Here is a 25,136-nt window from a genome sequence, read left to right on the forward strand (position 1 = left end):
GCGCGGCGCGGATGCCGCCGCCGTGCCTTTTGACAATCGCACAAGGATGACCGATCATCGCCGCATGACCTTCCTGCGCCGCAATGCCGTCTTCGTCTCCGCCTGGGTCCTGTTCTGGATCCTGATGATGCTCGTCGCCGTGCAGGACTTCATGCGCAACGAGCAAAGCCATGCGATCTGGAAACCGCTCCTGTGGGAAGGCTCGTCGGCGCTGGTCATCAGCGTGCTCGCCTTCGTGCATCTGCGCTGGTCGCACGGGGACGAGGCGCTGCTCGGCATGCCGCGGCGCTGGTTCGCGCACCAGGCGCGCTGGCTGCTGATGTACTGGATCGCCTTCGTGCCCCTGGCCTTCGGCATCCGCGACGCCGTGTACGCGCTGGTCGGCCAGACGTATCGCCACGATCCCGTGCCGCAGCTGTTCCTGTACGAATCGATGAAGATCACGATCTTCTTCTGGCTGTTCATGGCGATCCGCTTCGGCGTCCTGTCGTACCGCGCCCTGCTCGACGCGCGGCTGCGGGCGGAACGGTCGAACACCCTGCTGCGCCAGGCCCAGCTGCAACGCCTGGGCCAGCAGATGCAGCCGCACTTCCTGTTCAACGCGCTGAACACGGTGTCGGCGCTGATCTGGACGGACCCCGCGCGCGCCGACGCCACGCTGACGCAGCTCGCCGACGTGCTGCGCGAAACGCTGGCCCTCGGCGACCGCCACGCCGCGCCGCTCGCGACCGAGCTGCGCCTCGCGCGCGGCTACGCGGACGTGATGGCCGAGCGCTTCGCCGACCGCGTCGACATCGCCTGGCAGGTCGACGACACGCTGCTCGACCGCGACGTTCCGGTGATGAGCCTGCAGCCGCTGCTGGAAAACGTGTTCAAGCACACGGTCGAACGGCGCCGCGGCCAGACCCATATCGACGTCTACGCCCGCCGCGACGGCAACGCGCTGGTGCTGGGCGTCGAGGACGATGCCGGCAAGCTGACGGCGTCGGAGCGGCCCGGCGGCATCGGCCTGTCGAACCTGCGCGCGCGCATCCAGGCGCTGTACGGCGACGCGGGCCGGCTCGACATCACGGCGCGGCCGCAGGGCGGCGTGCGCGCGGAGCTGAGAGTGCCGTGCGCCTCCTGATCGTCGACGACGAGCGCCCCGCGCGCGCCAAGCTCCGCCACCTGCTCGCGCAGCAGGACGGCATTGCCGCCGTCGACGAAGCGGCCGACGGCATCGAAGCGCTGGAGCGCATCGCCGCCTTCCGCCCGGACGCGCTGCTGCTCGACATCGAGATGCCCGAGCTGTCCGGCATCGAACTGGCCGCCTCGCTGCCGGAACCGGCGCCGCTCGTCGTGTTCGTCACGGCGTACGAGCGCTATGCGTGCCAGGCATTCGACGCCGACGCCATCGACTACCTGCTCAAGCCCTACGATGGCGAACGCCTGGGCCGCGCGCTGGCCCGATTACGAAAAAAACTGCAGGCGCGGCAGGACGGACAGGCCGCCCTGCCGCCCGCGCCGCTGGAACAATTGCTGGTGAGCGAACGCGGCGTCACGCGCATCGTGCGCGTCGCCGACATCCAGTGGATCGAGACGGCCGACAACTACGTCGTGCTGCACACGGCCGAAGGCGCTCCGCTGCTGCGCCAGACCCTCGCCGGCCTCGTCGAACGGCTGGGTGCCGGCTTCGTGCGCTGCCACCGGCGCGCAGCCGTGGCGGTGGGCTGGATCGAGCGGATCGTCGCCCTGGACAAGGGCGACGGGGAATTGCAGCTGCGCGGCGGCGCACGGGTGCCGTGCAGCCGCCAGTACCGCACCGACGTGATGGCGCGGCTATAGGACGGCCGCGGCTCAGCTTTCCAGCGCGGCCAGCAGCTTCGATCCGACCGGCGCACCCCAGCCCGTGCACGCATCCCAGCCGGCCTTGGCCGGATAAGCGCCGTTGTCGCCGCTCGTGATGTCGCGCATGGCGCCGCTGCCCGCCAGCGGACCGTACAGCAGCGGATTGAGCCAGCCCACCGGCTGCGCCAGCTTCTGGTTCAGCAGCGCGACGAGGCCCGCCCACAGCGGCGACACGGCGCTCGTGCCGCCGATCGTGTACGTCATGAAGTCGACGCGCACCCGGTAGCCCGTCGCGGGCGACGCATTGCCGGCCACGTCGGGCACCCCGCGCCCGACCCGTCCGCCCGGATTGACCGACGCCGGCACGCCCGCATCCGCCTGCCAGGCCGGCAGGTCGAACACGTCGCTGACGCCGCCGCCCGTGGCGCTGCTGGTGGGATCGTCGTTCCACACGGTTTCGCTCTCGATCGTGCTGCCGCCGACGGTCAGGCGCGTGCCGCCGCAACCCAGCACGTACGGGCTGGACGCGGGGAAGTCGGCATGCGCGAGGCCGTCCGGCGTGCCGTTGTCCGGGTTTTGGTCGCCGCTGCCGGCGTCGCCCGCCGCGCAGCACACCGTCACGCCCAGCGCGGCCGCGGACTCGAACGCCTGGTTCATCGCCGCGAGGCCCTGCTCGGTCCACTCCGATTCCGGCGCGCCCCAGCTGATCGAGATCACGGACGGCTTGTGGACGTCGTCGTGGACGGCGGCCGCGATCGCGTCGACGAAGCCCTGCTCGCTGTTCGGCGCAAAATACACGGCGATGTGCGCCTTGGGCGCGACGGCGCCGGCGACCTCGATGTCGAGCATCACCTCGGCATCCGCGCTCCACGGCAGCGACGGGCTGTTCTTGCCGCCGTCGACGGAGACGGTCGTCACGCTGGGCGTCGCCAGGTTCAGGCTCTTGAAGTAGGCCTTGAGATCCTTGCTGCGATAGCCGCCGCCCAGCTCGACGATGGCGATGCACTGGCCGCTGCCGTCCAGGCCGGCCGGAAAGTCGTACAGCTTCGCCAGGTCGACGCCGGTGTAGCCCGACGTCGCCTGCGCGTCGGACGGCGCCGCGCCGGAAGGCATCGACGCCAGCTGCGCCGCCTGCGCCGAATCTTTCGAGAACTTGAAATGCGGCCGCGCGATGGGCACGTCCTCGATGCCGAACACGCCTTCGACGATGCCGTCCAGCTCGGGCGGCAGGTGCACGGGCGCCGTGCGGCGGCGCGAGATGCCGGCCGCGTGCTCGACGTGCTCGATGGTCGTGCCGAACGCGGCGCTGACCTGGCCGGCCGTGCCGGACAACACGATGCTGCGCGCCGCCGGCCGGCGCTCGACGACGACGAGGCCGGCCTGCTGCGCGAAGGCGGCGACGGCATCGAGATCGGCGTCGCTGGCGCCGTGCCGTGCGGCGAACTCGGCGCGCGTCAGGTAGTTGCGCTGGCCGGGTTTCGTATCGAGCGGATGCGCCGCCAGAGGTGCACGCCGGCGCACGAGGACGGTGATCTCGAAGCGTTCGTTGGCCGGTGCCGGTCCGAGGGACCGCAAGTCGGCGATGGTTGCGGGCACGCTGCCCTGGAGTTTGACCATGATTCACCTCGTTGAAAGACGGCCCGGCGGGTCCGGGCACCATCTGCCAGTGTGCGCGCGGGCCGGATCTGCTTATTGATTGGCGATAATTCCGAATGCTGACGTGCGATGACATCACCGCACGAGCTTGCATTCGTATTAAAATAATCGCGCGACTGTGAGCGCTAACATATCAATAAGGAGACATGATGATCGACAGGAATCGGCGTGATCTGATCCTTGCCGCCGGCGGCGCGCTGGCGGCGGGTGCGGTGGGCAACATGGCATGGGCGGCCCCGCCCGATCGCAAACTGGGCTACGCGATCGTCGGCCTCGGCTCGTACGGCCTGGGCATCATCATCCCGCAATTCAAGAACTGCCAGAACAGCCGCCTCGTCGCCCTGGTCAGCGGCGACCCGGCCAAGGCGAAGCGCGTGGCGCAGGAATACGGCGTCCCGGAAAAGAACATCTATAACTACCAGAACTACGACGACATCCGCAACAATCCCGACATCGACGTCGTCTACGTCTGCTTGCCCGTGGGCATGCACGCCGAGTACACGATCCGCGCGGCCAAGGCCGGCAAGCACGTGCTGTGCGAAAAGCCGATGGCCGTGTCGTCGGCCGAATGCGAGGCGATGATCGCGGCCTGCCGCCAGGCCGGCAAGAAGCTCATGATCGGCTACCGTTGCCACTTCGAGCCGTACAACCTGGAAGCCGTGCGCCGCGCGCGCGCGGGCGAGATCGGCAAGCTGCGCTACTTCCGCTCCGAGCACGGCTACACGTTCCGCGACCCGAACGCGTGGCGCCTGAAAAAGGCGCTGGCGGGCGGCGGGTCGATGATGGACATCGGCATCTACGCCCTCAACGCGGCGCGCTACATGACGGGCGAGGAGCCAACCGCCGTCTACGCCCAGGAAACGACGGACCGCAAGGACCCGCGCTTTCGCGAAGTGGAAGACATGATCGGCTTCCAGCTCGAATTCCCGTCCGGCGTGGTCGGCTCGTGCATGTCGATGTACAGCGCCAACCAGAACCACATCCTGCTGATGGGCGACAAGGGACGCATCGAAATGGAACCGGCCACCGGCTACCACGGCAACCGGCTGTGGGTGGGCAACGGCCGCGAGAACGAGATCACCCCGCGGCCCGGCCCCGGCGCCACGCAATGGGCCGGCCAGCTCGACCACATGTCGCAATGCGTGCTGCAGGACCGCGAGCCGATCGTCGCGGGCGAGGAAGGCTTGCGCGACCTGCGCATCATCGAAGCGATCTACCGCTCGGCGCGCGAGCAGAAGCGCGTGGTGCTCAAGGCCTGAACGGCATCAATACGGCGATCCGGTGACGTCCAGCCGGATCCGCCAGATCGCGCCGGCGCCCGTCAGGAACAGCGTCTTGCCGTCGGCGCCGCCGAACGCGGCGTTCGTCACGTTGGCGTCCGTGCGGATCGTCGCCAGCTCTTTTCCCTCCGGCGAGAACACGCGCACGCGCCTGGCCGGGTGCTCGCTCACGTAGAGATTGCCGTGGCAGTCGACGGCCATGCCGTCCGGGACGTCGAGTCCCTTCACGATGTCGCGCCCCTGCCCCGGCACGCCATTCACGATCGGGTAGGCGCGCAGGAAGCCGTCGCCCGCGTTCACGTACAGCACGTCGCCGGCGGGCGACAGCGAGACGCCGTTCGGATTCGGCCGGCTGCCGTCGACGAGCGTCACCTTGCCGTCCGTGCCGACCCGATACACGCCCGTGACGGGCTGGCCGCCGGGTGCCGCCGCCTTCTGGAAATCCGGGTCCGTGAAATAGATCGTGCCGTCCCTGGCGATGGCGATGTCGTTCGGCGAATCGAACACCTGGCCTTTGTAGTTGCCGGCGATGGTCGTGCGCTTGCCGTCCGCGAGCGCATAGCGCGACAAGGCCTTGTACTTGTGCGTGGCCGCGACGATGTCGCCATGCGCATCGACGGCCAGGCCATTGCTGCCGCTGTCCTCGACGACCGTGCTCACGGTGCCGTCCAGCGCCAGCTTGCGGATGCGCGACGGGAAGCCGGGCGCGAAGCTGAAATCGGAAAAATACAGGGCGTCCCTGATCCACACGGGTCCCTCGTACAGGCCGGCCTCGCTGCGCGACGGCCGCACGGCCGCGACGCGCTCGGCGCGCAGTTCGCCGGACGGCGCCGGGCCGCAGGCCGGCGCGGCGTGGGCGCCGGCGGCGCAGGCGAGCGCCAGCAGGGGGCCGGAAAGTGCGAGGACGGTGCGGAGCTGCATGGGATGCCTTTCGTTCGATGATCGGAGAAATTCATTGTAGCGCTTGTCCGACCCGCGATGTAGTCAGTCGTCCTCCGCGTCCTCGGCAACCCGGCGATCGTCCTTGTAGCGGCATGGTTCGATCTTCGGCGACGCCGCCGCGTGGCACCAGCCCATGCCGTGGCGCCGGCCGTCCGCATCGATGCCGCCGGTGAACACGACATTGTCCGCTGCCGGCCATTGATAGTCGCCGTACAGCCATTTCCCGCGAATCGGTGCGCTGCCGCCGGCCGGCACGAAGGTGCCCTCGCCATGCGCCTCGCCGCGCAGGAACGTCGTCTCCAGCCGGCCCTCCTTCGTCACGAGGACGCCGGCCCCGGCGGGCAGCGCGGCGTCGACGCCGCCTTCATACGAGACCATCTTGCTGTCGGCCGGGAAGGTGATGCGACCTTTTCCGTGCGCCATGCCCTCCACGAATTCGCCTTCGTACGCGACGCCCCGCTCGCTCACCAGCTTGCCGTGGCCCGACGGCAGGCCGTGCACGAAATCGCCTTCGTAGTAGCTGCCGTTCAGGCGCGTCCATTTGCCCTTGCCGTGCGGCTTGCCATCGGCCAGCGCGCCTTCGTACACGGCCTCGCTCTTGTAGCGCAATCCCGCGCCCGCCGGGGTCGCGCTGCTCTCCATGTCGGCCAGGAGTTCCAGGTTTTCCATCCACAGCGCGTCGAGCGGATGGTCGCCCGCGGCGCCGAACGCGACGGCGCTGCGCATGCTCTTGAGCGCTTCCGGCAACGCATGGTTCCGGAGGTAGAGTTGCGCGAGCGCGCGGAAACTGCCCGGCGCCGGTTCATAGATGACCACGGTGTCCAGGACAGCGATGCCTTCCTGCGCCGGCCCGCTGTCGGGCGCCAGCGTGTACAGGTAACCGAGGCCATAGTAGGCCAGCGAATTGCCCGGGTCCGCCTGGATGGCGCGGCGATACAGCGGGCGCGCCTCCTCCAGCAAGGCTTCCCAGCCCGGTGTCCCGGTGTCGCGCATGGCGACCGCCGTCATGCGCAGGCTTTCGGCGCGTGCGGCCAGCAGCACGGGATCGTTCGGGTAGCGTTGCAGCAGCGTCGCCAGGCGCGCCATGCCATCGTCGACGACGCCGCGATTGACGGCGATCGCGTTGGCCTTCGCATCGTCCGGATGGAGCTTGAGATTGGTCTCGATCAGCTCCTTCGCCACCTTGCGGTCGCCCTTCGCGAAGCGCGGCACCACGTCCGCCAGCACGGCATAGGTGGCGGCACGATCGAGTTTGGTGACCTTCACCGGCACTTGCGGCAGATCGAGCCCGTCCTTGCCGGTCGAAAAACCGCGCGCCGTCAGGTGGCGCTGCACATAATTCCGCATGTCGCTGTCGAGTTCAGCATAAGACTTCTTGAATGCGAAACGGACGGCCTGGTCCTCGGACAACCCCATATTATGCAAGCGCAGATAATGGGCGAGTTGCCGGCGCAGCTCGGGGCTCGAATTGAAGTAATGGATCGCGTATTTCGCGCGGGCGTAGAAGCGCGCCGTATCGGCGGTGCCGCTCCTTGTCTCGTCGAATTTCAGCCTGGTCGTATTGAACAGCCATTTCGTGTCGAGATCGACCCTGCCCATCCGGTCGACCAGCCACGCTTCGCGCCCGCTGCCTTCCACCGGATGGCCGAACCACGCCATGCCGTCCTGGATCACCAGCGACGACCAGTATTCGGACATCCCTTCGTCATACCACCGCGGATAAGACGTCGTTTCGGGCGAATAATGCATCAGGAAATGGTGATACTCATGCAGGATCGTCGCGCGCGCCCAATCGCTCGTATCGGCCGACGTGGCGTAATCTTCGATCCTGGCCAGCGCCGCGTAACCGTAGCGCGACAGGCTGAATACGCCGGCCAGGTTTTTGTGCAGGCCCAGTGTCGAGAAGCTGCTCCTGCCCATCGCCACGATCGTCAGCGGCGGCCCGTCCAGCGACTGCGCGCCGCGCACGCGATTCGAGATATACCGCAGGTTTTCCAGGTCGACGATCATCCGGCGCGCGACGGCTTCCGGCTGTTCCGTGACGACCCGGAAATTCGGACTGTCGATTTCGATCCAGTCCTTGTCGACGAGATCGCTCGCATCGCTGGCGTGCGCCAGCGGTATCACCATGAACAGGATGGACAGCGCGCGGGTGAGGTGGCGCAAGGGGAATGTGGCAATAGGCTTATTCATGCCGCCATTCTAGATCGCATGCATATCCGAAATAGTCACCAATTATTGCGACGGCTGCGGCAGCTCAGCCGCATCATTTGCGGTTTATATAATCGATATGTGAAATCCCAATTGGATTTATTTCCGCCATCCCCGGATAATCCGAACCGTCTCCTCTATCTTCCTCCAAGAAAATAGATTCAGCCCGCCCCGTGCGGGCTTTTTTTTGCCTGATTGCCTCGCCCTGAAGATCGGATTGCCTGCCCCAGCGACCACGCCGCGGGCGTCGTCCGGCTCGCCCCGCCCCGCTCCCGCCTCGCCACATTCCGCTCGCCCGTGCGAACGCGGACCACTAGTCTGACGTCGTCATCTCCACAACCAACCACGGACGATCCATCATGACGACTACCCGCCCGCTGCCGCGCTATCACTTCCTCGACTGGGTGCGCATCATCGCCTTCTTCCTGCTGATCCTTTACCACGTCGGCATGTATTACGTGACGTGGGACTGGCACGTGAAGAGCCCCCATGCGAGCGAATTCCTCGAACCGTACATGGCGCTGTCGTCGCCGTGGCGCCTGTCGCTGCTGTTCCTCGTGTCCGGCGTCGCGTCCAGCTGCATGCTGGCGAAGCTGAAACCCCTCGTGTTCCTGCGCAAGCGCAGCTGGCGCCTGTTGATACCGCTGGTGTTCGGCATGCTCGTCATCGTGCCGCCGCAGTCGTATTGCGAAGTCATCGAAAAGCTCGGCTATGCGGGCAGCTACGGCGACTTCATGCGTTTATACGTGCACGGCTACCACGGCTTCTGCAAGGACGGCTGCCTGATCCTGCCGACCTGGAACCACCTGTGGTTCGTCGCCTACCTGTGGGCGTACACGGTCGTGCTCGCACTGCTCATGCTGGCGCTGGGGCCGCGCTTCGACCGCCTCGCCGCCCGCCTCGGCCATGCGCTGACGGGCTGGAAACTCGTCGTGCTGCCGGCCGCCGTGCTCGCGCTGGCGCGCATGATCATGCTGGACCGCTTTCCGATCACCCATGCGCTCATCGACGACTGGTACAACCATGCGCACTACCTGACCGTCTTCCTGCTCGGCGCCCTGATGGCGCGCGTGCCGGGCATCTGGCCGCGTGTCGCGGGGGTGCGCTGGCCGGGCCTGGCGCTCGCCCTGGCCGGCTGGGCAGCCATCATCATCTGGTACGCGCTGGACCACGGCGCCATCGCGGGCACGCGCTGGGAGCTGCTCGTCTATCCGATGCGCGCCGTGTATGTGCTGATGGCGTGGAGCGCGATCCTGGCCGCGTGCGGCTTCGCACAGCGCCACCTGGACCGCGACGGCCCGGCCCGGCGTTACCTGACCGAGGCCGTGTTCCCCGTCTACATCCTGCACCAGACCCTGATCGTCGTGCTGGCCCATGCGCTGAAAGCCCTGCACCGCGCGCCCGGCCTGGAAGCCATGCTGCTGGTCGTGCTCGTGACGGTGCTCAGCTTCACCGGCTTCGAGATCGTGCGCCGGGTGCCGCTGCTGCGGCCCCTGTTCGGCCTCGGGCCGCGTGCCCCGACGGCATCCCCGGCCGAGGCAGCAGGCACGGCAGCAGGCACGGCAGTCGGCACCGCAGCAGGCGCGACCGCGCCGGCCTGACCGCCGCGCCGCGCAATGCGGTGTCAGTGCGTGGTGGCGGAACGCTGTTGCTGGCCACCCTGCTGGCCGGCCTGCTGGGCGCCCGCCGGCACGTGTTGCTGGGATGTGGATTGCGGCTGGGCGGCACCGTTACCCGGCCGCATGAACGGATCGCTGAACTGGCGCGCGGCTTCCTGCTGGGCACGCAGGCCGCGCTCGGTCTGCTCGGTGGCGTCGCGGGCCACCTCGTCGGCCAGGGCGCGGGCGGTGCGGGTCGTGTTCTGGACGTGCTGTTCGGTGACGCGGGCCATCTCGACCTGGGCATCGGCCGCCAGGCGCGCAATGTGCTGCTGGTAGGCGCGCAGCTTGTCGGCCGCGGGCTGGGTGCGCGCGGCGGCGGCGCTCAGCAGCTCGGACTGGCGATCCGTGCTCAGCACGTGCTTGCTGGCCAGCGTCGTTTCCTCCAGCATCGTCTGCACCAGCTGGATGTTCAGGTCGCACATCTGCTGGAATGACCTGAACAGCGACTTCGACATGTCGTTCAGGAATGCGGTCTGGGCATCGATATGGGTTCGCACCGCCGGCGCGATCGTTTGTGGAAATGGATACATGGTGTGCCTCGCAAAAAGAGTCGGTTGAACGGGCCGCAGCATCCGCCGCGGCACGAAGCTCACAGACTAAGGTCGCGAGGCAGACTTCATTTGATCTGGACTAATCGCGCGGGCTTGCGTGCGTCCAGGCGGCGGCGATCGCGGACCCCAAAGCGCGTATTGACGAACGCGGACTATAATGACCTGCATCGCGCCGTCATCGGTATCGTTCAACGACGAGGGGCACATGTTGAAGCATCAACTGACTCTCCGGAACATTGCCGCGTTCACACTCGCAACGAGCCTGGTGTCATGGGCCGCGCTTGCGTGTGCCCAGGCGGACCAGGCACCGGCCGGCGGTGCGCGCGGCACGGCGGTCGTCGAGGTCACCGGCACCCGCCTGATGCGCACCGATGCCGCAACCCCGTCGCCGGTGGACATCATCACGCGCGCGGACATCGCGCAGTCGGGCAAGACGAACCTGTCCGATGTGGTGCGCGCCCTCACGGTCGACAACAACGGGTCGATCGGCCTCGGCAACGTCAGCGGATTCGCCATGGGATCGAGCGGCGTCGCCTTGCGCGGGCTGGCCGTCAATGCCACGCTGGTCCTGGTCAACGGCCGCCGGATGGTGCACTACGGCCTGGCCGACGACGTGCAGCGCACGTTCGTCAACCTGAGCGCGATTCCCCTCGATGTCGTCGACCGCATCGAAGTGCTGAAAGACGGCGCCTCGGCGATCTACGGTTCCGATGCGATCGCCGGCGTCGTCAACATTATTTTGCGCAAGCAGTACCAGGGCGCGTCGGCCGACGTCAGCTATGGATGGACGGAAGGCGGCGGCGGCGCCATGCCGCGCGCCAGCCTGACGGGCGGCACCGGCAACCTGGACACCGACGGCTACAACGTGTTCGCCAACGTCGAAGCCTCGCGCCGGAACGGCGTGCCCAGCGGAGACAGGACCGGCCGCGCATGGATCGGCAACGGCGACCTGCGGCCGTACGGCTATGGCTTCACGGCGGGCGGCATCGGCCCGAATATCGGCGGCTGGTTCGACAATGCGAGCGGGACGGCGAACCCGAACCGCTTCGGCGCGGTCAGCCCGGCGACGGGGCCCCTCGCGTGGCGGCAATTGCCGGGCTGTACGTCGACCATCGCCCTGCCCGCCGGCCTGGGCGGCTGTCCCTACGACCGCGTCAGGGAATACGGCGCCGTCCTGCCCGAGGAAAGGAAGCTGAATCTTTACCTGCGCGGGACGATGCGGCTGGCGGGCAATGTCGAGCCTTATGTCGAGCTCGGCAGGTTTGCATCCGATACGAGGTCGACGTGGGTCTTCGGTCCGACCGGCGTCAACGAATTGTGGATCGATCCCGCCACCGATGCGGTGAAGGACAATACCCGGCTGCCGCTGCCGGCTGCGCACCCGGACAACCCGCTGGGCGCCGACGCCTTGCTCAGCTACCTGACCGCCGATGCGGGGCCGCGCAGCTTCGAGCATGACAGCACGGTCTGGCGCGCGCTGGTCGGTGTCGGGGGCGAGTGGGCCGGCTGGCGCTACGACACGGGCCTGCTGTATGGCCGCACCACGACCACGCGGGTCCTGCGCGGGTTCATCCGCGACAGCGTGTTGCGGGCGGGGCTGGCCGGCACGGGGCCGTTCGGCTACTACCGCCTCGGCGCCAATGCCGGCCTCAACCCGCCCGCGTTCTATCAAGCCTTGTCGCCCGAGATCTCGACCGACAACGTGTCGACGCTGACGATGCTCGATTTCAAGGCTTCGCGCGCATTGATGGCGCTGGCGGGCGGCCCGTTGGCGCTGTCGGTCGGTGCGGAATACCGGCACGAAACGCTGGACGCGCCCGCCCCGCCGTACACCGATACCGGCGACATCGTCGGCTGGCCCTACTATGTCTACAGCGGCAAGCAGACGGTGGCCTCGGCGTTCGCCGAAGCCCTGGCACCGGTGTCCAGGCAGCTGGAACTCGACGGCGCGGTGCGCGTCGACAAGGTGCGCGATTCGGAGACATCGGTCACACCCAAGTTCGGCGTCAAGTGGACCCCATGGCGCCAGCTGGTGTTGCGTGGCACCTATGCCGCCGGATTCCGCGCGCCCAACGAAGTCGAGCAGGGCGCCGCCAATACGAACGCCGCGGCGCTCGACCTGGCCGGGCACGGTTTCCTGAGCGTCGTCAGGACGATCGGCAATCCCGACCTGAAACCCGAGACGTCGAGGATGGTGACCCTCGGCGCCATCTACGAGCCGCGGCGCGCGACGACCGTGGGCGCGACGTACTGGTGGCTCGAACGCAGCGACGAGATCAACGGCGCCGATCCGTACGCCATCCTGGCCGACAGCGCGGCGTTCAAGGGCGCGTCCGTCGTGCGCGATGCCCAGGGCAATGTGCTCGAGGTGAGCGCGCCCTTCCAGAACAACTCGCGCTCGCGGCTGCAGGGGATCGATGTCGACGTCAGCCACCGCCGGCCGATCGGCCGCTTCGGCACGCTGGGCGCCAGGCTCACGTGGACCTACCTCGATTATTACAAGAAGCAGTTTGCCGGGGGACCGACGGTCGACTATGCGGGCACCCATGGGCCGATGGTCGTCAGCGGCAACACGGGCACGCCGAAAAACCGGGTGAATGCCGTGCTGAGCTGGGAACGCGCGGCCAACCGCCTGTCCGCGTCCGTGTCGTACATCGGCAGCTACCTCAACAAGGACAACCTCGCCGCCCCCTGCTTCAACCAGTTCGCCGACGGCGCGCCGGCGCCGGCCGGCTGCCGGGTCGCGTCGTTCACCGCCGTCGACCTCCACGGCAGCCACCGGTTCGGCAAGCACACCGAGATGTACGTTTCCATCGGTAACGTGTTCGACCGTATCGCGCCGCTGGACCCGAGTGCCTACATCAACCTGAATTTCAATCCGTCCTTTCACCTGAGCGGTGCGATCGGCCGAACCTTCAACGTCGGTCTGAAACACGATTTCTGAACACCGGAGCCCCTATGCATGCAGACCGCGACAAGCACCCGACCGGATACGGATGGGTCATCGTGGCGATGCTGACGGCCCTGCCGGCGTGGGGTGCCGGGGGCACGACGCGCTATACCGAAGCGTTCCAGCGCTTCGGCGTCAGCGACGGCCTGGCAAACAACGTGGCCTTCGACGTCGCGCAGGACAAGTACGGCTTCATCTGGGTGACCACCCGCAACGGCATCGCGAAATTCGACGGCTCGGACTTCACCGTCTATCGCCCGGTGCCGCCCGACGTCAAACGGAGCGTCGCCCAGTTCTACCAGACCATCGCCCATTCGCGGGATGGCAACCTGTGGTTCTGCTCGTGGGGGAACGGGCTGCTGAAACTCGACCTCGCCACCGAGCGATTCACATTCTTCCGGCACGACGACCGCAAGCCGGATACCATCGCCGGCAACAACGTCTGGTTCGCGTTCGAGGACCGGGACGGCATGATGTGGGTGTCGAGCCAGGGCGGGCTGTCCCGCCTCGATCCGAAGACGGGCGTGGCGACGGTCTACCGGCACGACCCGCTGCGGCCCGACAGCCTGGCGAATCCGATCCCGACCCAGGTCGTGCAGGACAAGGACGGCATGCTGTGGGTCGGCACCTATGGCGGCGGACTCGACCGGCTGAATCCGGCCACCGGCAAGTTCAGCCATTACCGCCACGACGACCGCAACCCCAACTCGCTGGCCAACGATTCGGTCGAGGGACTGTTCCTCGACGCCGACGGCACGCTGTGGATCGCTACCGATGGCGGTCTCGACCATTTCGATCCGCGGGCGGGCACCTTCACGTTGTTCCGGCACGATCCCAACGACCCGGGCAGCCTGGCCAACAATGCGGTGCTGAAGGTGATGCGCGACAGCCGCGGCCAGCTCTGGACGTCGCACTGGGGCGGCGGCATCCACCGCATGGACCCGCGCACCGGCAAATTCATCCACTACCGCTACGATCCGGGCGACCCGTTGAGCGTGGCGTCGAACATGACGGAATACATGACGGAGTCGCGCGATCACGCGCTGTGGATCGCCACCTTCAACGGCCTGGTCCGCTTCGACGAGGAATCCGGGCGCTTCCACTCCATGTTCCAGCAGACGGGATTGTCCTCGACGTCCGGGCGCATGCTGGTGTCGGGCATGGCGACCGACCGCCACGGGCGCCTGTGGACCGTCAGCGAGGACGCGGGCGCCGTGCGCTACGACCCGGCCACCCGCACGTCGCGCCATTACCTGCCGGAGCCCGGCAACCCGCGCAGCCTGTCGGAGGTGGCGATCACCGCCATCGTCGTCGACGCCGACGGCACGGTCTGGCTGACGACCCGAGCCGGCCTCGACCGCTATGACGAGCGCACCGACAGTTTCGAGCGGGTCGCGCTGAGCCGGTACGCACCGCAGGGGGCCACGTCGGACAGCACCATCAGCGACCTGGCGATCGACCGCAACGGCATCCTCTGGATGTCGGTCTATGGCGTCGGGCTGCAGCGCTTCGACCCGAAGCGCAAGGTGCTGACCATCTATACCCACGACCCGGCCGCGCCGGCCAGCCTGGCCAGCAACCTGACGAATGCGGTGCTGGCGGCCCGGGACGGGTCGATCTGGGTGGCGGCCGACGCGGGCCTGAGCCGCTTCGATCCCGCCAGCGGCAAGTTCACCAATTTTACGGAACGGGACGGCCTCAGCACCCAGATCGCCAATGACCTGGCCGAGCTGCCCGACGGCACGATCCTCGTCGCGACCGACGTCGGGGTCAACCGCTACGCTGCGCACAGCGGCAGGTTCACCGCCTACACGGTGCAGCAAGGGATGCCGAGCAATTATGTGATGTCGCTCGAACCGGACGACCAGGGCAATATCTGGGCCGGCACGGACAAGGGCCTGGTGCGCATCGCGCCGTCTTCCGGCAAGATCCGGGTCTACGATGCGCGCGACGGCCTGCCCAGCAATCAGTTCTGGAACCATTCGGCCTACCGCGCCGCGGACGGCACCATGTATTTCGGCACCACCGACGGCCTGACCAGCTTCCATCCGGATTCCTTCAGGGACAATCCGGATGCGCCGCCGGTGTACATCACCGAGTTATCGCTGTTCAAGCACAAGGTCGTTGCCGGCCCCCACTCCCCGCTCGCCACCAGCGTCCACCTCGCCAAGGCCGTCACGCTCGATTACCGCCAGTCGAGCATCGGATTCCGGTTTGCCGCCCTCAATTACCGCTGGCCCGCCAAGAACCGGTACGCCTACCAGCTCGAAGGCTTCGACCGGGGCTGGACCTATGTCGACAGCGCGCATCGCGAGGCGGCCTACACCAACCTGTCTCCCGGCAATTACGTCTTCCGCGTCAAGGCGTCCAATAACGACGGGGTCTGGAACGACACCGGCGCGGCGCTCGCCATCACCATCACCCCGCCGTGGTGGCAGACGTGGACGTTCCGCGTGCTGATGGCGGTCCTGGCGCTGACGCTGACCTACGCGCTCTACCGGATGCGCGTGCGCCAGTTGCAGGCGCAGGCGCGCAAGCTGCAACGCATCGTCGACGAGCGCACGCACGACCTGCAGATCGCCAAGGAAAAGGCGGAAATCGCCAACCAGGTCAAGAGCACCTTCCTGGCCAATATGAGCCACGAACTGCGCACGCCGCTGAACGCGATCCTCGGCTATGCACAGATCCTGCGGCGCGACTCCCAACAGCTGAGCGGGCGCCAGGCCGCCGGCCTGGCGACCATCCAGCAGAGCGGCCAGCACCTGCTCAACCTCATCAACGACATCCTGGACCTGGCGCGGATCGAGGCCGGCAAACTGAGCCTGTATCCGACCGACTGCGACCTCGCCGCGTTGCTCGACCTGGTGACGCAGATGATCCGCGTGAAGGCCAAGGAGAAGCACCTGTCGTTCAGGTGCGTGGCGCCGGACGTGCCGGCCGCCGTGACGGTCGACGAGAAACGCTTGCGCCAGGTCTTGCTGAACCTGCTGGGCAATGCCGTCAAGTTCACCGACCACGGCGAGGTCAGCCTGCGTGTGCTGAAGGTTGCCGCCCCCGCCGGCATGGTGCGCCTGCGCTTCGAAGTGGCCGACAGCGGCGTCGGCATGACCGGCGAACAGATGGCGGGCATCTTCGAGCGCTTCGAACAGGCCGGCGACATGCGGCGGCGCGAAGGCGGGTCCGGGCTGGGCCTCGCCATCAGCCAGCAACTGATTCGCATGATGGGCGGGAATATCGAGGTCGCGAGCCAGCCGGGCAAGGGCAGCCTGTTCCGGTTCGAGCTGGACCTGCCGGCCGTCCCGGCGGCGCGCGCCGTCCTGCCCGCCCCGCAGATCGTCGGGTATCAAGGTCCGCGCAAGCGGGTACTCGTGGTGGACGACCTGGCGCAGAACCGCGTCCTCCTGATCGATGCACTGCGACCGCTGGGGTTCGAGGTGCTCGACGCCGGGAACGGCCAGGAATGCCTCGATCTGCTCGACGCCATCGACCCCGACCTCATCGTGATGGACGTGATGATGCCGGTGATGGATGGGCGGGAAGCGACGCGCAGGATCCGGCAGCGCCCGCAGCGCGCCGGGATACCCGTCATCGTGTCCAGCGCCAGCGCCACCCGCGAGGACGAAGCGCAATGCTACGCGGCGGGCGCCGACGCCTTCCTGCCCAAGCCGATCGACAACGATCTGCTGCTGAAGACCATGGGCGACCTGTTGTCCCTGGCGTGGATCACCGCCCCGGAACGGGCGCCGGAAGCCCGGGAGCCCGGACAGGCGGCCGACGTCATCGTGCCCCCGCCGGACGAGATCGAGACGCTGTACCAGCTCGCGCGGGCGGGCAATATGCAAAGCCTGTGTGCACGGGCCGACTACCTGAATGACCTGGACGCACGCTATGCCCCCTTCGCCCAGCAGTTGCGCGCGCTGGCGGAAAGCTACCAGTCGAAAGCCATTCTCGCCCTTGTCGAGCGGTGTCGCGCGGCGCACGGCGCGCTGCGGACCGGGAATCCGCAGCAATGACGCGCCGCTTATTTCGACAGGCTCCGGCGCATCGTCGCGTTTCCCTTGCCGTCCGCCGTCGGCGTCAAACTCCTTTGGTCCAATAGTGCGGTCAAGGCTTCGGCCGGCACCGCCTGGCTGTAATAAAACCCCTGCGCGGCCAGGCAGCCGTGCGCCGTCAGGAAGGAGACGTGCTCGGCACTGTCGACCCCTTCCGCAATGAGGTTCAGGTGCAGGCTGTGCGCCATCGCGATGATGGCGGCGACGATCGCGGCATCGTGCGTTTCCTCGTTGATGCCGATGACGAACGAGCGGTCGATCTTGAGCGCGTGAATGGGAAAGTTCTGCAGATAGGCGAGGCTCGAATAGCCGGTGCCGAAGTCGTCGATGGACAACTGCACGCCCATATTGCTCAGCTGGTGCAGGACCGCGATATTGTCGTCGCTGGGCTGCATCGTCACGCTTTCGGTGATTTCGAGCTCGAGCGCATCGGCCGGGATGCCCGTTTCCTCGAGCACCTGCGCCACGAAGTTCGTCAGATTGGCCTGGGCAAACTGCCGGGCCGAGAGGTTGACCGCGATCCGCATCTCGGGATGCCCCCCGTCGCGCCAGCGCCTGAGCTGCGCGCAAGCCTGGCGCAACACCCATTCGCCGATCGGCACGATGATGCCGGTCTCTTCCGCAATGGCGATGAACTCCACGCAGGAGCGCGGCGCCTTGCCCGGCGGCGTCCAGCGCAGCAGCGCTTCGGCCGAAAAGATCCGCCCGCTTTCCATGTCCACCTGGGGCTGGTAGTACACGGAGAACTCGTCGTGGGCGAGCGCCTGGCGCAACTGGTTGGTCGCCGCCATGCGCCGCCTGGCCGCTTCGTGCAGGGCCGCCGTGAAGAACTGGTAGTTCCCGCGCCCCTTTTGCTTGGCCTTGTACATGGCCGCATGGGCCGCGTGCAGCAGCGCGGAGGCGTCGCCGCCATCGGACGGAAAGAGGCTGACGCCGATGCTGGCACTGACGTGCAGCTCGTGGCCGTCGACGGCAAACGGCCGGCTGAGGGAATCCAGGACCTTGCTGGCCACCAGCGCGGCGTCGTTACTGGTCGGCAGGGCGGACAGGCAGACCCCGAACGCATTGCCGCCCAGGCAGCCGAGGCTGTCGCCTTCACGCGTACATTGCTGGAGCCGGGTGGCGACCGCTTGCAGCATGCGATCGCCGATCTGGTTGCCGAGGGAATCGTTGATGGTCTTGAAGTGGTCCAGGTCGATGTGCAGCTGCGCGACCATTTCATGCTGGTGGCGGCGCGCCTGCGCGATCGCCTGGTTGATCCGGTCTTCCAGCAGCAGGCGGTTGGGCAGCCCGGTCAGGGCGTCGTGGTGCGCCATGTAGTCGATCCGCCGCTCCGCCTGGTTGTACTCGGCGATCTTCTGCTCCAGGCTGGCATTGGTGCGGACCAGCTCGGCGGTGCGTTCGGCCACCCGCGCTTCGAGCGCATCGTTCGCGGCCTGCAAGTCCGCTTCCGCGCGCCGGCGCATGGCAATTTCTTGCTGCAGCTGCGTATTTTGCTGGGCCAGGCGCTTTTGCGCGCTGCGCAGGGCAAGGTGCGTCGTGACGCGCGCCCACACTTCGTCGAGCTGGAACGGTTTCGTGATGTAGTCGACGCCGCCGGCCGAAAAGCCCGAGAGCTTGTCGTGGGTCTCGGACAGCGAGGTCATGAAAATGACTGGAATGTCGCGTGTGCCGGCGGCGGCCTTCAGGCGGCGGCAGGTCTCGAAACCGTCCATGCCGGGCATCATCACATCGAGCAGGATCAGGTCGGGCTGGACGAATTCGGCACGCGCCAATCCCTCCTCGCCTTCCTGCGCGACCGCCACCCGAACCCGGCGACCTTCGAGATACTCCACCAGGATGCCGACATTGGCGGGCGTATCGTCGACGATCAGGACGGTTGGGGTGTCCACATCCGGTGGCACGACAGAGATCGCCATAATCGAATCCGTCCACTGACAACAACACTCGCAGGGACACACGCTTGCAACTAGATTCTAACAAATTCTGACATCGAGACAACGAAGACTTCAGGACAGTGCCGCCCCGCAATCCTTGCAGAACCTGGCATCGGCCTCGTGGCCCTTGCTGCCGCAGGCGGCGCAGGCGCGCGCGGGGCGCGCCGCGCCGCGGCGGCGATCGTTGCGATGCGCCGAGAGTTCGGCGGTCACGATCCCGGTCGGCACGGCGAGGATCCCCCAGCCGAGCAGCATCATGAACGACGCGATGGCCTTCCCCAGGTTCGTGTGCGGCGTGATGTCGCCATAGCCCACCGTCGTCATCGTCACGGTCGCCCAGTACATCGCGACCGGGATGCTCGTGTAGCCGTTCTTCGGTCCCTCGACGACGTACATGATCGTGCCGAGGATCAGGATCGCCATCAGCACGACGGACAGGAACACGAGGATCTTGCGCCGGCTGGCGGACAGCGCTTCGCCGAGGCGCGTGTATTCCTCGATGTAGAGCGTGAGCTTGAAGATGCGGAAGACGCGCAGCAGGCGCAGGATGCGGATGTCGAGCAGCAGTTCCGTGCCCGGCATCAGGAGCGAGAAATACGAAGGCAGCACGGCCAGCAGGTCGATCACGCCGTAGAACCCGGTGGCGTAGCGCCACGGTCGCTGCACACACGCGAGCCGCGCCGCGTATTCGGCCGTGAACAGCGCCGTGAAGCCCCATTCGAGGCCGTTCAGCAGCGTGGCGTGGTCGCGGTGCAGCCACGGCACGCTGTCCAGCACGACGACGAGGATGCTGAGCAGGATCGCGAGCACGAGGGCGATGTCGAAGCGGCGGCCGGCCGGCGTGTCGGCCTCGAAGATGACGTCGTACATGCGCCGCCGCAGCCCGGCCGGCGGCTTCCCGTACTCGGCGGGCGACTGCGGCACGTATGCCCGCGCGCCGTCGCCGTCGTCGCCCTCGTGCGTCATGATCCGTGCGGCGAGGTGGGCGGCCCTTTCAGCTCGATCGTATTGCCTTCCGGGTCCTGCAGGTAGATCGACGGTCCTTCGCCCTCGGCGCCGAAACGCGATGCGGCCGGCCCGGCCTCGATGCCGTGCGCGGCCAGGTGGGCACGGATCGCGGCTTCGTCGAACGGCTCGACGCGGAAACAGAAATGGTCGACGTTGCGCCCTTCCGGCCCCGGCGCGGCGCCGCCCGCCGCACCCAGCTTGCCGTCGACGGGGATCAGGTCGACCATCGAGCTGCCGGCGCGCAGCTGCACGAGGCCGATCTCGTCCTGGCGCCGCACTTCGCGGCAGCCCAGCACGTCGCCATAGAATTGCAGCATGCGCGCGAGGTCGACGACGCGCAGCACGATGTGGTCGATCTCGCGGATCGCGATGGGCGTGCGGACGAAGTCAGTCGGCATGGCGCTCCACCCACGTCGCAAAGCATTCCATGAACTGCTGCAGGAAGGTTTTCAAACCCTCGTCGGTCAGGTTGTCGCCGTCGAACTTGGCGCCGACGCCGCCGATATACGCTTCGGGCGACTGCATGCACGGCATGTTGAGGAAGACGAGGCACTGGCGCACGGCGTGGTTGGCGCCGAAGCCGCCCAGGGCGCCCGGCGAGTTGCTGACGACGGCGCACGGCTTGGCCGTCCACGCGGCCTGGCCATACGGGCGCGAACCGACGTCGATGGCGTTCTTCAGGACGCCCGGCAGCGAACGGTTGTATTCCGGGGTGCAGAACAGGACGCCGTCGGCTTCGCGGATGCGGTTGCGGAATTCGGTCCACGTGGCGGGCGGGGTCTCGGTCTCGTCATCCTGGTTGTACAGCGGCAGCTGGGAGATGTCGACGATCTCCAGTTCGAGCGTGGGCGGCGCCACCAGCATCAGGCTCCTGGCCAGCTTGCGGGTGAACGAGTCCTTGCGCAGGCTGCCGACGAGTACTGCGATCTTGCGAGTTGCCATGACGGTCCTTTCGTTCTTGATGGGTCGTACGGAGTCCAAAGTGTAACGACTTTCCGCCAAGACCGTGCGGACGCGCCGTTCAGATGCGCCGGCGCCGGTATTCGTCGAGGAAGGTGCGCGCCGCGCGCGGCGTCAGCACCCGCACGGGGTCCCCGTGCCACGCATACAGGAACGGCGGCCCGCCCGCGCGGTCCGTCAATCTGGCGCGGATGAGGAAGCGGGTGCCGGCCGGATAGCGCTCCGGGTCGGACAGCGCGCGCGCGCACTGCACGCGCATGGACGTGGCGTATGCCTGCCCCGCCATCGGCTTGATGCGCAGCCGGCCCGTGCGCGCGTCCGGCACGGATTCGACGGCCACGTCGCGGTAGGCCCACGGATCGCGCGCCATCGGCGTTACGCGGCCGCGGCCGCGGCGTGCGGCTTCGCTTCACGTATCGGCAGGTTGACCAGGCTCGCGGCCAGCGCCAGCGCGATGTCCGCGTACCACATCCACGTGTAGTCGCCGAAGCGCACGAACGCGAGGCCGCCCAACCAGGCGCCGAAGAAGCCGCCGATCTGGTGCGACAGCAGCGTGAGGCCGAACAGGGTCGCCAGGTAGCGGGTGCCGAACAGCTTGCCGACGAGGCCCGCCGTCGGCGGCACCGTCGCGAGCCACGTGAAGCCGAGGGCCGCCGCGAACACATAAAAGGTCCACGCCGATTTCGGCGCCAGCAGGTAGGCGGCGATGATCACTGCGCGGCTGCCGTACATCAGCGCGAGCAGCCATTTCATGCGCCAGCGCTGCGCGAGCGCGCCGGCCGTCAGCGAGCCGGCGATGTTGAAGAGGCCAATGAGGCCCAGCGCCGTCGCGGAGACGCCCGCCGGCAGGCCGCACAGCGCGACTTCGCCCGGCAGGTGCGTGACGAGGAAGGCGATGTGGAAGCCGCAGGTGAAGAAGCCGGCGTGCAGGCACAGGTAGCTGCGGTCGCGCAGCGCTGCGCGCACCTGGCGTCCCAGCGTCGGCTCGGACGACGGCGCGCCGTGGCCGGCGCCGGATTGCGCCGGCGGCCTGCCGCGCAGCGGCCACGCGAGCGGGATGGTGAACAAGGTGGTCGCGGCCAGCGCCAGCATCGCCGTGATCCAGCCGGCCGTCGCGATCAGCACCTGCACGAGCGGCGCGAACACGAACTGGCCGAACGAGCCGCCCGCGTTGATGAAGCCGGACGCGAACGCGCGCCGCTCGGGCGGCAGGCGCTGCGCCGTGGCGCCGATCAGGATCGAAAAGCTGCCGGCGCCGGCGCCGCTGGCCGACAGGATGCCGAGGGTGACCAGCAGGCCCCATTCGGTCGACACGAACGGCGTGGCCGCGAGGCCGCCGGCCAGCAGCACGGCGCCCAGCACGATGACGCGCGCCGCGCCGTATTTGTCGGCGACGGCGCCGAAGATGGGTTGCGACGCGCCCCACATGAACTGGCCGATGGCCATCGCGAAGCTGATCGACGCGACGCCGAGGCCCGTCGCCGTGTTCAGCGGCGACAGGAACAGGCCCGTCGTCAGGCGCGCGGCCATCGTGATCATCAGGATCGCGCTGGCGGTGAGGATCAGGCCCCAGGCGGCGCGCGGCGTGGTCGTTGTCATGTCGTCCCCGTTGGTTGGTCAGAACCAACGATGTTACAACGGAAACGATCGTAGGGTGGGCGCCCCGCGCCCACGCGACTGCATGCGGACCGCGAACGTCCGCCACCCAACCGTGATATCAGCCCGCCGCGCGGATCAGCAGCACGGTCGCCTGCGCCGCCATGCCCTCCTCGCGGCCGAGGAAGCCGAGCTTTTCGTTCGTCTTGGCCTTGATGTTCACCTGCTGCGGCGACACGCCGACGTCCTCGGCGATGCGCGACACCATTTGCGGGATGTGCGGCGCCATCTTCGGCTGCTGGGCGATGATGGTCGCGTCGATGTTGCCGATGGTGTAGCCGGTGCCCAGCACGCGGTTGGCCGCTTCGCGCAGCAGCACGCGCGAATCGGCGCCGGCGAACATCGGGTCGGTGTCCGGGAAGTGCTTGCCGATGTCGCCGAGGCCGGCGGCACCCAGCATGGCGTCGACGATGGCGTGCAGCAGCACGTCGGCGTCCGAGTGGCCGAGCAGGCCCAGGCGGTGCGGGATGGTGACGCCGCCCACGATCAGTTTGCGGCCCTCGACGAGGGCGTGGCAGTCATAGCCGGTACCGATGCGGAACGGCGGGGTCGGGTTGTACGATGCGAGAGCCATGATGTTCTTTACACGCTTTATACGTTATACGTCAGACGAATTCGGGTTGGGACACTGCCAGGTACATCTCGGCGATCCGGATGTCGTCCGGCAGCGTCACTTTGAGATTGCGGGGATGCCCTTCCACCAATCTTGGGCTCAATCCGAGGGCTTCAACCGCACTGGCGTCATCGGTAATCGAATCGGGGTCGGTGGCCGCGGACAGCGCCTCGCGCAGCAGTTCGTAGCGGAACATCTGCGGGGTCTGGGCCAGCCACAGCCCGTTGCGGGGTACGGTCCCGCACGCTTCACCGTCGATGCCGCGCTTGACCGTGTCGACGACCGGCAGCGCCAGCAGGCCGCCGGCCGGGTGGTCGCCCGTGTCCTTGATCAGCTTTTCGATCAGTTCGGCCGTGAGGCCGGGACGGGCCGCGTCGTGCACGAGCACCAGGTCCGGGCCGGACAGCGTGTTCGCGAGCACCGCGAGGCCGTTGCGCACGGATTCCATGCGGCTGGCGCCGCCGCAGCGCAGGACCGTCACGCCGTGATGGGGCGCGACGGCGTCGATATAGGGGTCGTCCGGACTCACGACGACGAAGGTGTGCGCGATGAGCTCGCTGGACAGGAACGCGTCGAGCGTATGCCTGAGCATCGGTTTGCCGCCGATTTTCAGGTACTGCTTGGGGCTCGTGGCCCCCATCCTGGCGCCGACGCCGGCGGCGGGAATCAGGGCGAAATAACGTGGTGCTTGAGTCATGTAAATTTTACGCTACGATCGGAAACGTCTTGTCGATCCAATAATAGACTGTACCTCACCTTGGCAAACTTTGCTGGGACGCGCGTATTCCCGCGGACAGTCGATCGCGGCCTGTCTCGGCCTTGCCTTCTCGGCCTTACCCTAATGTACGGCATCCGGCCGCGGTCGACGTCGCGCTGCAGCAGTGTCCGCGACTCGGCGGCGCGCGCATACAACGGTTTGCCGGCGAAGCGCCCGCCCTTCCACTTTCGGCAGATCGTGCAGGCAGGACTTGAGATGGCGCATTTCGCGCGCAAGTATCTCGTCGCACACGCACGCGGCGAGCGTTACGCCGGCGTCCAGGTGCCGGCGGCGAACTTCTCCAGCCAGAACGTGCCGATCACGGTCTTCACGTCCGTGATGTCGCCTTTCCTGACCATGTCGAGCATCTCGGGAATGGTCGCGGTGAAGGTCTCGAGGAATTCGCCGTCGTCCAGCTTCGCCTCACCTGCATTGAGGCCGCGCGCGAGGAACAGGTCGAGGTGCTCGTCGGAATACGCGATGGCGTTGTGGATGGTGCAGACGAAGTGCCAGTCGGTGGCCGTGTAGCCCGTCTCTTCTTCCAGCTCGCGCTTGGCGCAGGCGAGCGAGGCTTCGCCCGGATCGATCTTCCCGGCCGGGAATTCGATGAACACCTGCTCGTTCGGATAGCGGAACTGGCGTTCGAGCAGCACGCGGCCGTCGTCGAACAAGGCCAGGATCACGACGGCGCCGGGGTGGCGGATGAATTCGCGCTGCGTGATCTTGCCGTCAGGGAGCTTGACGCGGTCGCGCGAGACTTTGAGGAAGTGACCGTCGTAGGCGAGTTCGCCGTCGACTCTGGTTTCTTTGAGATGATCGTCCATGGGCGGTCCGGTTGGGTCGTGAGCCCGCAGTATAAGGCAAACGACCCGGACCGGTGCCCGCGCGCTACGGCACGATGCGCAGCACCGCGTTCTCGCTGATCACGTAGATGTTGTCGTCCATGCCCACCGTCAGCGCATCGATGGCGCCGAGGCTGCCCGGGGCACCCAGGCGCACGCCGTACGCGCCCGGCGTGCCGGCGATCACGCTGTCGACGCCGGAAGGCGTGATCTTGTGCACCGAGTACCAGTCG

At 67.4% G+C, this 25,136-nt stretch carries 20 protein-coding genes; 6 read left to right on the forward strand and 14 right to left on the reverse strand.

Annotated features, from left to right (window positions below; translation table 11 throughout):
• Nucleotides 1-46 precede the first annotated feature (46 nt).
• Both ASC93_RS02825 and ASC93_RS02830 read left to right on the forward strand, forming a co-directional pair.
• Nucleotides 47-1,126 carry a sensor histidine kinase gene (locus tag ASC93_RS02825; RefSeq protein ID WP_229412579.1) on the forward strand — a complete coding sequence of 360 codons (1,080 nt, stop codon included), beginning with the start codon at nucleotides 47-49 and terminating at the stop codon, nucleotides 1,124-1,126.
• Complete coding sequence (locus ASC93_RS02830) at nucleotides 1,114-1,824, forward strand: LytTR family DNA-binding domain-containing protein (protein ID WP_056436560.1); 711 nt, start codon at nucleotides 1,114-1,116, stop codon at nucleotides 1,822-1,824. The genes ASC93_RS02825 and ASC93_RS02830 overlap by 13 nt, the downstream gene beginning before the upstream one ends.
• Before the next feature lie 12 nt (nucleotides 1,825-1,836).
• Here the strand turns inward: ASC93_RS02830 and ASC93_RS02835 are convergent, their stop codons facing one another.
• A complete protein-coding gene (locus tag ASC93_RS02835) occupies nucleotides 1,837-3,444 on the reverse strand; it encodes a protease pro-enzyme activation domain-containing protein (protein WP_056436564.1) in 1,608 nt (535 codons plus the stop codon).
• 188 nt (nucleotides 3,445-3,632) lie between these two features.
• Between ASC93_RS02835 and ASC93_RS02840 the strand changes: the two genes are divergently transcribed.
• Nucleotides 3,633-4,742: a Gfo/Idh/MocA family protein gene (locus tag ASC93_RS02840; RefSeq protein WP_056436952.1), complete on the forward strand. Its 1,110-nt coding sequence runs from the start codon at nucleotides 3,633-3,635 to the stop codon at nucleotides 4,740-4,742.
• Nucleotides 4,743-4,748: 6 nt separating this feature from the next.
• On the opposite strand, the gene ASC93_RS02845 is transcribed toward ASC93_RS02840, so the two are convergent.
• Together ASC93_RS02845 and ASC93_RS02850 are read right to left on the reverse strand one after the other, a co-directional pair.
• On the reverse strand, nucleotides 4,749-5,684 hold the full coding sequence (locus ASC93_RS02845) for an SMP-30/gluconolactonase/LRE family protein (RefSeq protein WP_056436566.1): 936 nt from the start codon (nucleotides 5,682-5,684) through the stop codon (nucleotides 4,749-4,751).
• A 63-nt stretch (nucleotides 5,685-5,747) separates the two neighbouring features.
• Entirely contained in the window at nucleotides 5,748-7,898 is a 2,151-nt protein-coding gene (locus ASC93_RS02850; protein ID WP_082547713.1) for a hypothetical protein, read from the reverse strand.
• Nucleotides 7,899-8,275: 377 nt separating this feature from the next.
• Here ASC93_RS02850 and ASC93_RS02855 point away from each other — a divergent pair, with 377 nt between their 5' ends.
• The gene (locus ASC93_RS02855; protein ID WP_056436574.1) at nucleotides 8,276-9,517 is read left to right on the forward strand and encodes an acyltransferase family protein; all 1,242 of its coding nucleotides are present in this window, start codon (nucleotides 8,276-8,278) and stop codon (nucleotides 9,515-9,517) included.
• Nucleotides 9,518-9,540: 23 nt separating this feature from the next.
• Here ASC93_RS02855 and ASC93_RS02860 read toward each other — a convergent pair whose 3' ends face one another.
• Nucleotides 9,541-10,074: a phasin family protein gene (locus ASC93_RS02860; protein ID WP_229412580.1), complete on the reverse strand. Its 534-nt coding sequence runs from the start codon at nucleotides 10,072-10,074 to the stop codon at nucleotides 9,541-9,543.
• Between the two features lie 259 nt (nucleotides 10,075-10,333).
• On the opposite strand from ASC93_RS02860, the gene ASC93_RS02865 reads away from it, so the two are divergent.
• Together ASC93_RS02865 and ASC93_RS02870 are read left to right on the forward strand one after the other, a co-directional pair.
• On the forward strand, nucleotides 10,334-13,072 hold the full coding sequence (locus ASC93_RS02865; RefSeq protein ID WP_162251784.1) for a TonB-dependent receptor: 2,739 nt from the start codon (nucleotides 10,334-10,336) through the stop codon (nucleotides 13,070-13,072).
• Between the two features lie 14 nt (nucleotides 13,073-13,086).
• Nucleotides 13,087-17,091, forward strand: a complete 4,005-nt coding sequence (locus tag ASC93_RS02870; protein ID WP_056436584.1) for a hybrid sensor histidine kinase/response regulator — start codon at nucleotides 13,087-13,089, stop codon at nucleotides 17,089-17,091.
• Between the two features lie 8 nt (nucleotides 17,092-17,099).
• Here ASC93_RS02870 and ASC93_RS02875 read toward each other — a convergent pair whose 3' ends face one another.
• The 10 genes from ASC93_RS02875 to ASC93_RS30325 all read right to left on the reverse strand — a co-directional run bounded on the left by ASC93_RS02875 (nucleotide 17,100) and on the right by ASC93_RS30325 (nucleotide 25,123).
• Nucleotides 17,100-19,049, reverse strand: a complete 1,950-nt coding sequence (locus ASC93_RS02875) for a bifunctional diguanylate cyclase/phosphodiesterase (RefSeq protein ID WP_056436587.1) — start codon at nucleotides 19,047-19,049, stop codon at nucleotides 17,100-17,102.
• Nucleotides 19,050-19,139: 90 nt separating this feature from the next.
• Nucleotides 19,140-20,033, reverse strand: a complete 894-nt coding sequence (locus ASC93_RS02880; protein WP_056436589.1) for an ion transporter — start codon at nucleotides 20,031-20,033, stop codon at nucleotides 19,140-19,142.
• Entirely contained in the window at nucleotides 20,030-20,473 is a 444-nt protein-coding gene (locus tag ASC93_RS02885) for a VOC family protein (protein ID WP_056436592.1), read from the reverse strand. The genes ASC93_RS02880 and ASC93_RS02885 overlap by 4 nt, the downstream gene beginning before the upstream one ends.
• Nucleotides 20,463-21,017: an NADPH-dependent FMN reductase gene (locus tag ASC93_RS02890; protein ID WP_056436595.1), complete on the reverse strand. Its 555-nt coding sequence runs from the start codon at nucleotides 21,015-21,017 to the stop codon at nucleotides 20,463-20,465. Before ASC93_RS02890 ends, ASC93_RS02885 begins: the two co-directional genes overlap by 11 nt.
• 79 nt (nucleotides 21,018-21,096) lie before the next feature.
• The gene (locus tag ASC93_RS02895) at nucleotides 21,097-21,405 is read right to left on the reverse strand and encodes a hypothetical protein (RefSeq protein ID WP_056436599.1); all 309 of its coding nucleotides are present in this window, start codon (nucleotides 21,403-21,405) and stop codon (nucleotides 21,097-21,099) included.
• A gap of 5 nt (nucleotides 21,406-21,410) precedes the next feature.
• The gene (locus ASC93_RS02900; protein WP_056436602.1) at nucleotides 21,411-22,634 is read right to left on the reverse strand and encodes an MFS transporter; all 1,224 of its coding nucleotides are present in this window, start codon (nucleotides 22,632-22,634) and stop codon (nucleotides 21,411-21,413) included.
• A 118-nt stretch (nucleotides 22,635-22,752) separates the two neighbouring features.
• Nucleotides 22,753-23,265: a 2-C-methyl-D-erythritol 2,4-cyclodiphosphate synthase gene (ispF, locus tag ASC93_RS02905; protein ID WP_056436605.1), complete on the reverse strand. Its 513-nt coding sequence runs from the start codon at nucleotides 23,263-23,265 to the stop codon at nucleotides 22,753-22,755.
• Between the two features lie 31 nt (nucleotides 23,266-23,296).
• Nucleotides 23,297-24,001 (reverse strand): 2-C-methyl-D-erythritol 4-phosphate cytidylyltransferase, encoded by a 705-nt coding sequence (ispD, locus tag ASC93_RS02910; protein WP_056436608.1) that lies wholly within the window; start codon nucleotides 23,999-24,001, stop codon nucleotides 23,297-23,299.
• A 326-nt stretch (nucleotides 24,002-24,327) separates the two neighbouring features.
• Nucleotides 24,328-24,885 carry an NUDIX domain-containing protein gene (locus tag ASC93_RS02915; protein WP_056436611.1) on the reverse strand — a complete coding sequence of 186 codons (558 nt, stop codon included), beginning with the start codon at nucleotides 24,883-24,885 and terminating at the stop codon, nucleotides 24,328-24,330.
• Between the two features lie 64 nt (nucleotides 24,886-24,949).
• Nucleotides 24,950-25,123 carry a hypothetical protein gene (locus ASC93_RS30325; protein ID WP_157201716.1) on the reverse strand — a complete coding sequence of 58 codons (174 nt, stop codon included), beginning with the start codon at nucleotides 25,121-25,123 and terminating at the stop codon, nucleotides 24,950-24,952.
• Nucleotides 25,124-25,136: the final 13 nt, after the last annotated feature.

This window comes from Massilia sp. Root335 (genome assembly GCF_001425685.1).
Classification (GTDB): domain Bacteria; phylum Pseudomonadota; class Gammaproteobacteria; order Burkholderiales; family Burkholderiaceae_D; genus Telluria; species Telluria luteola.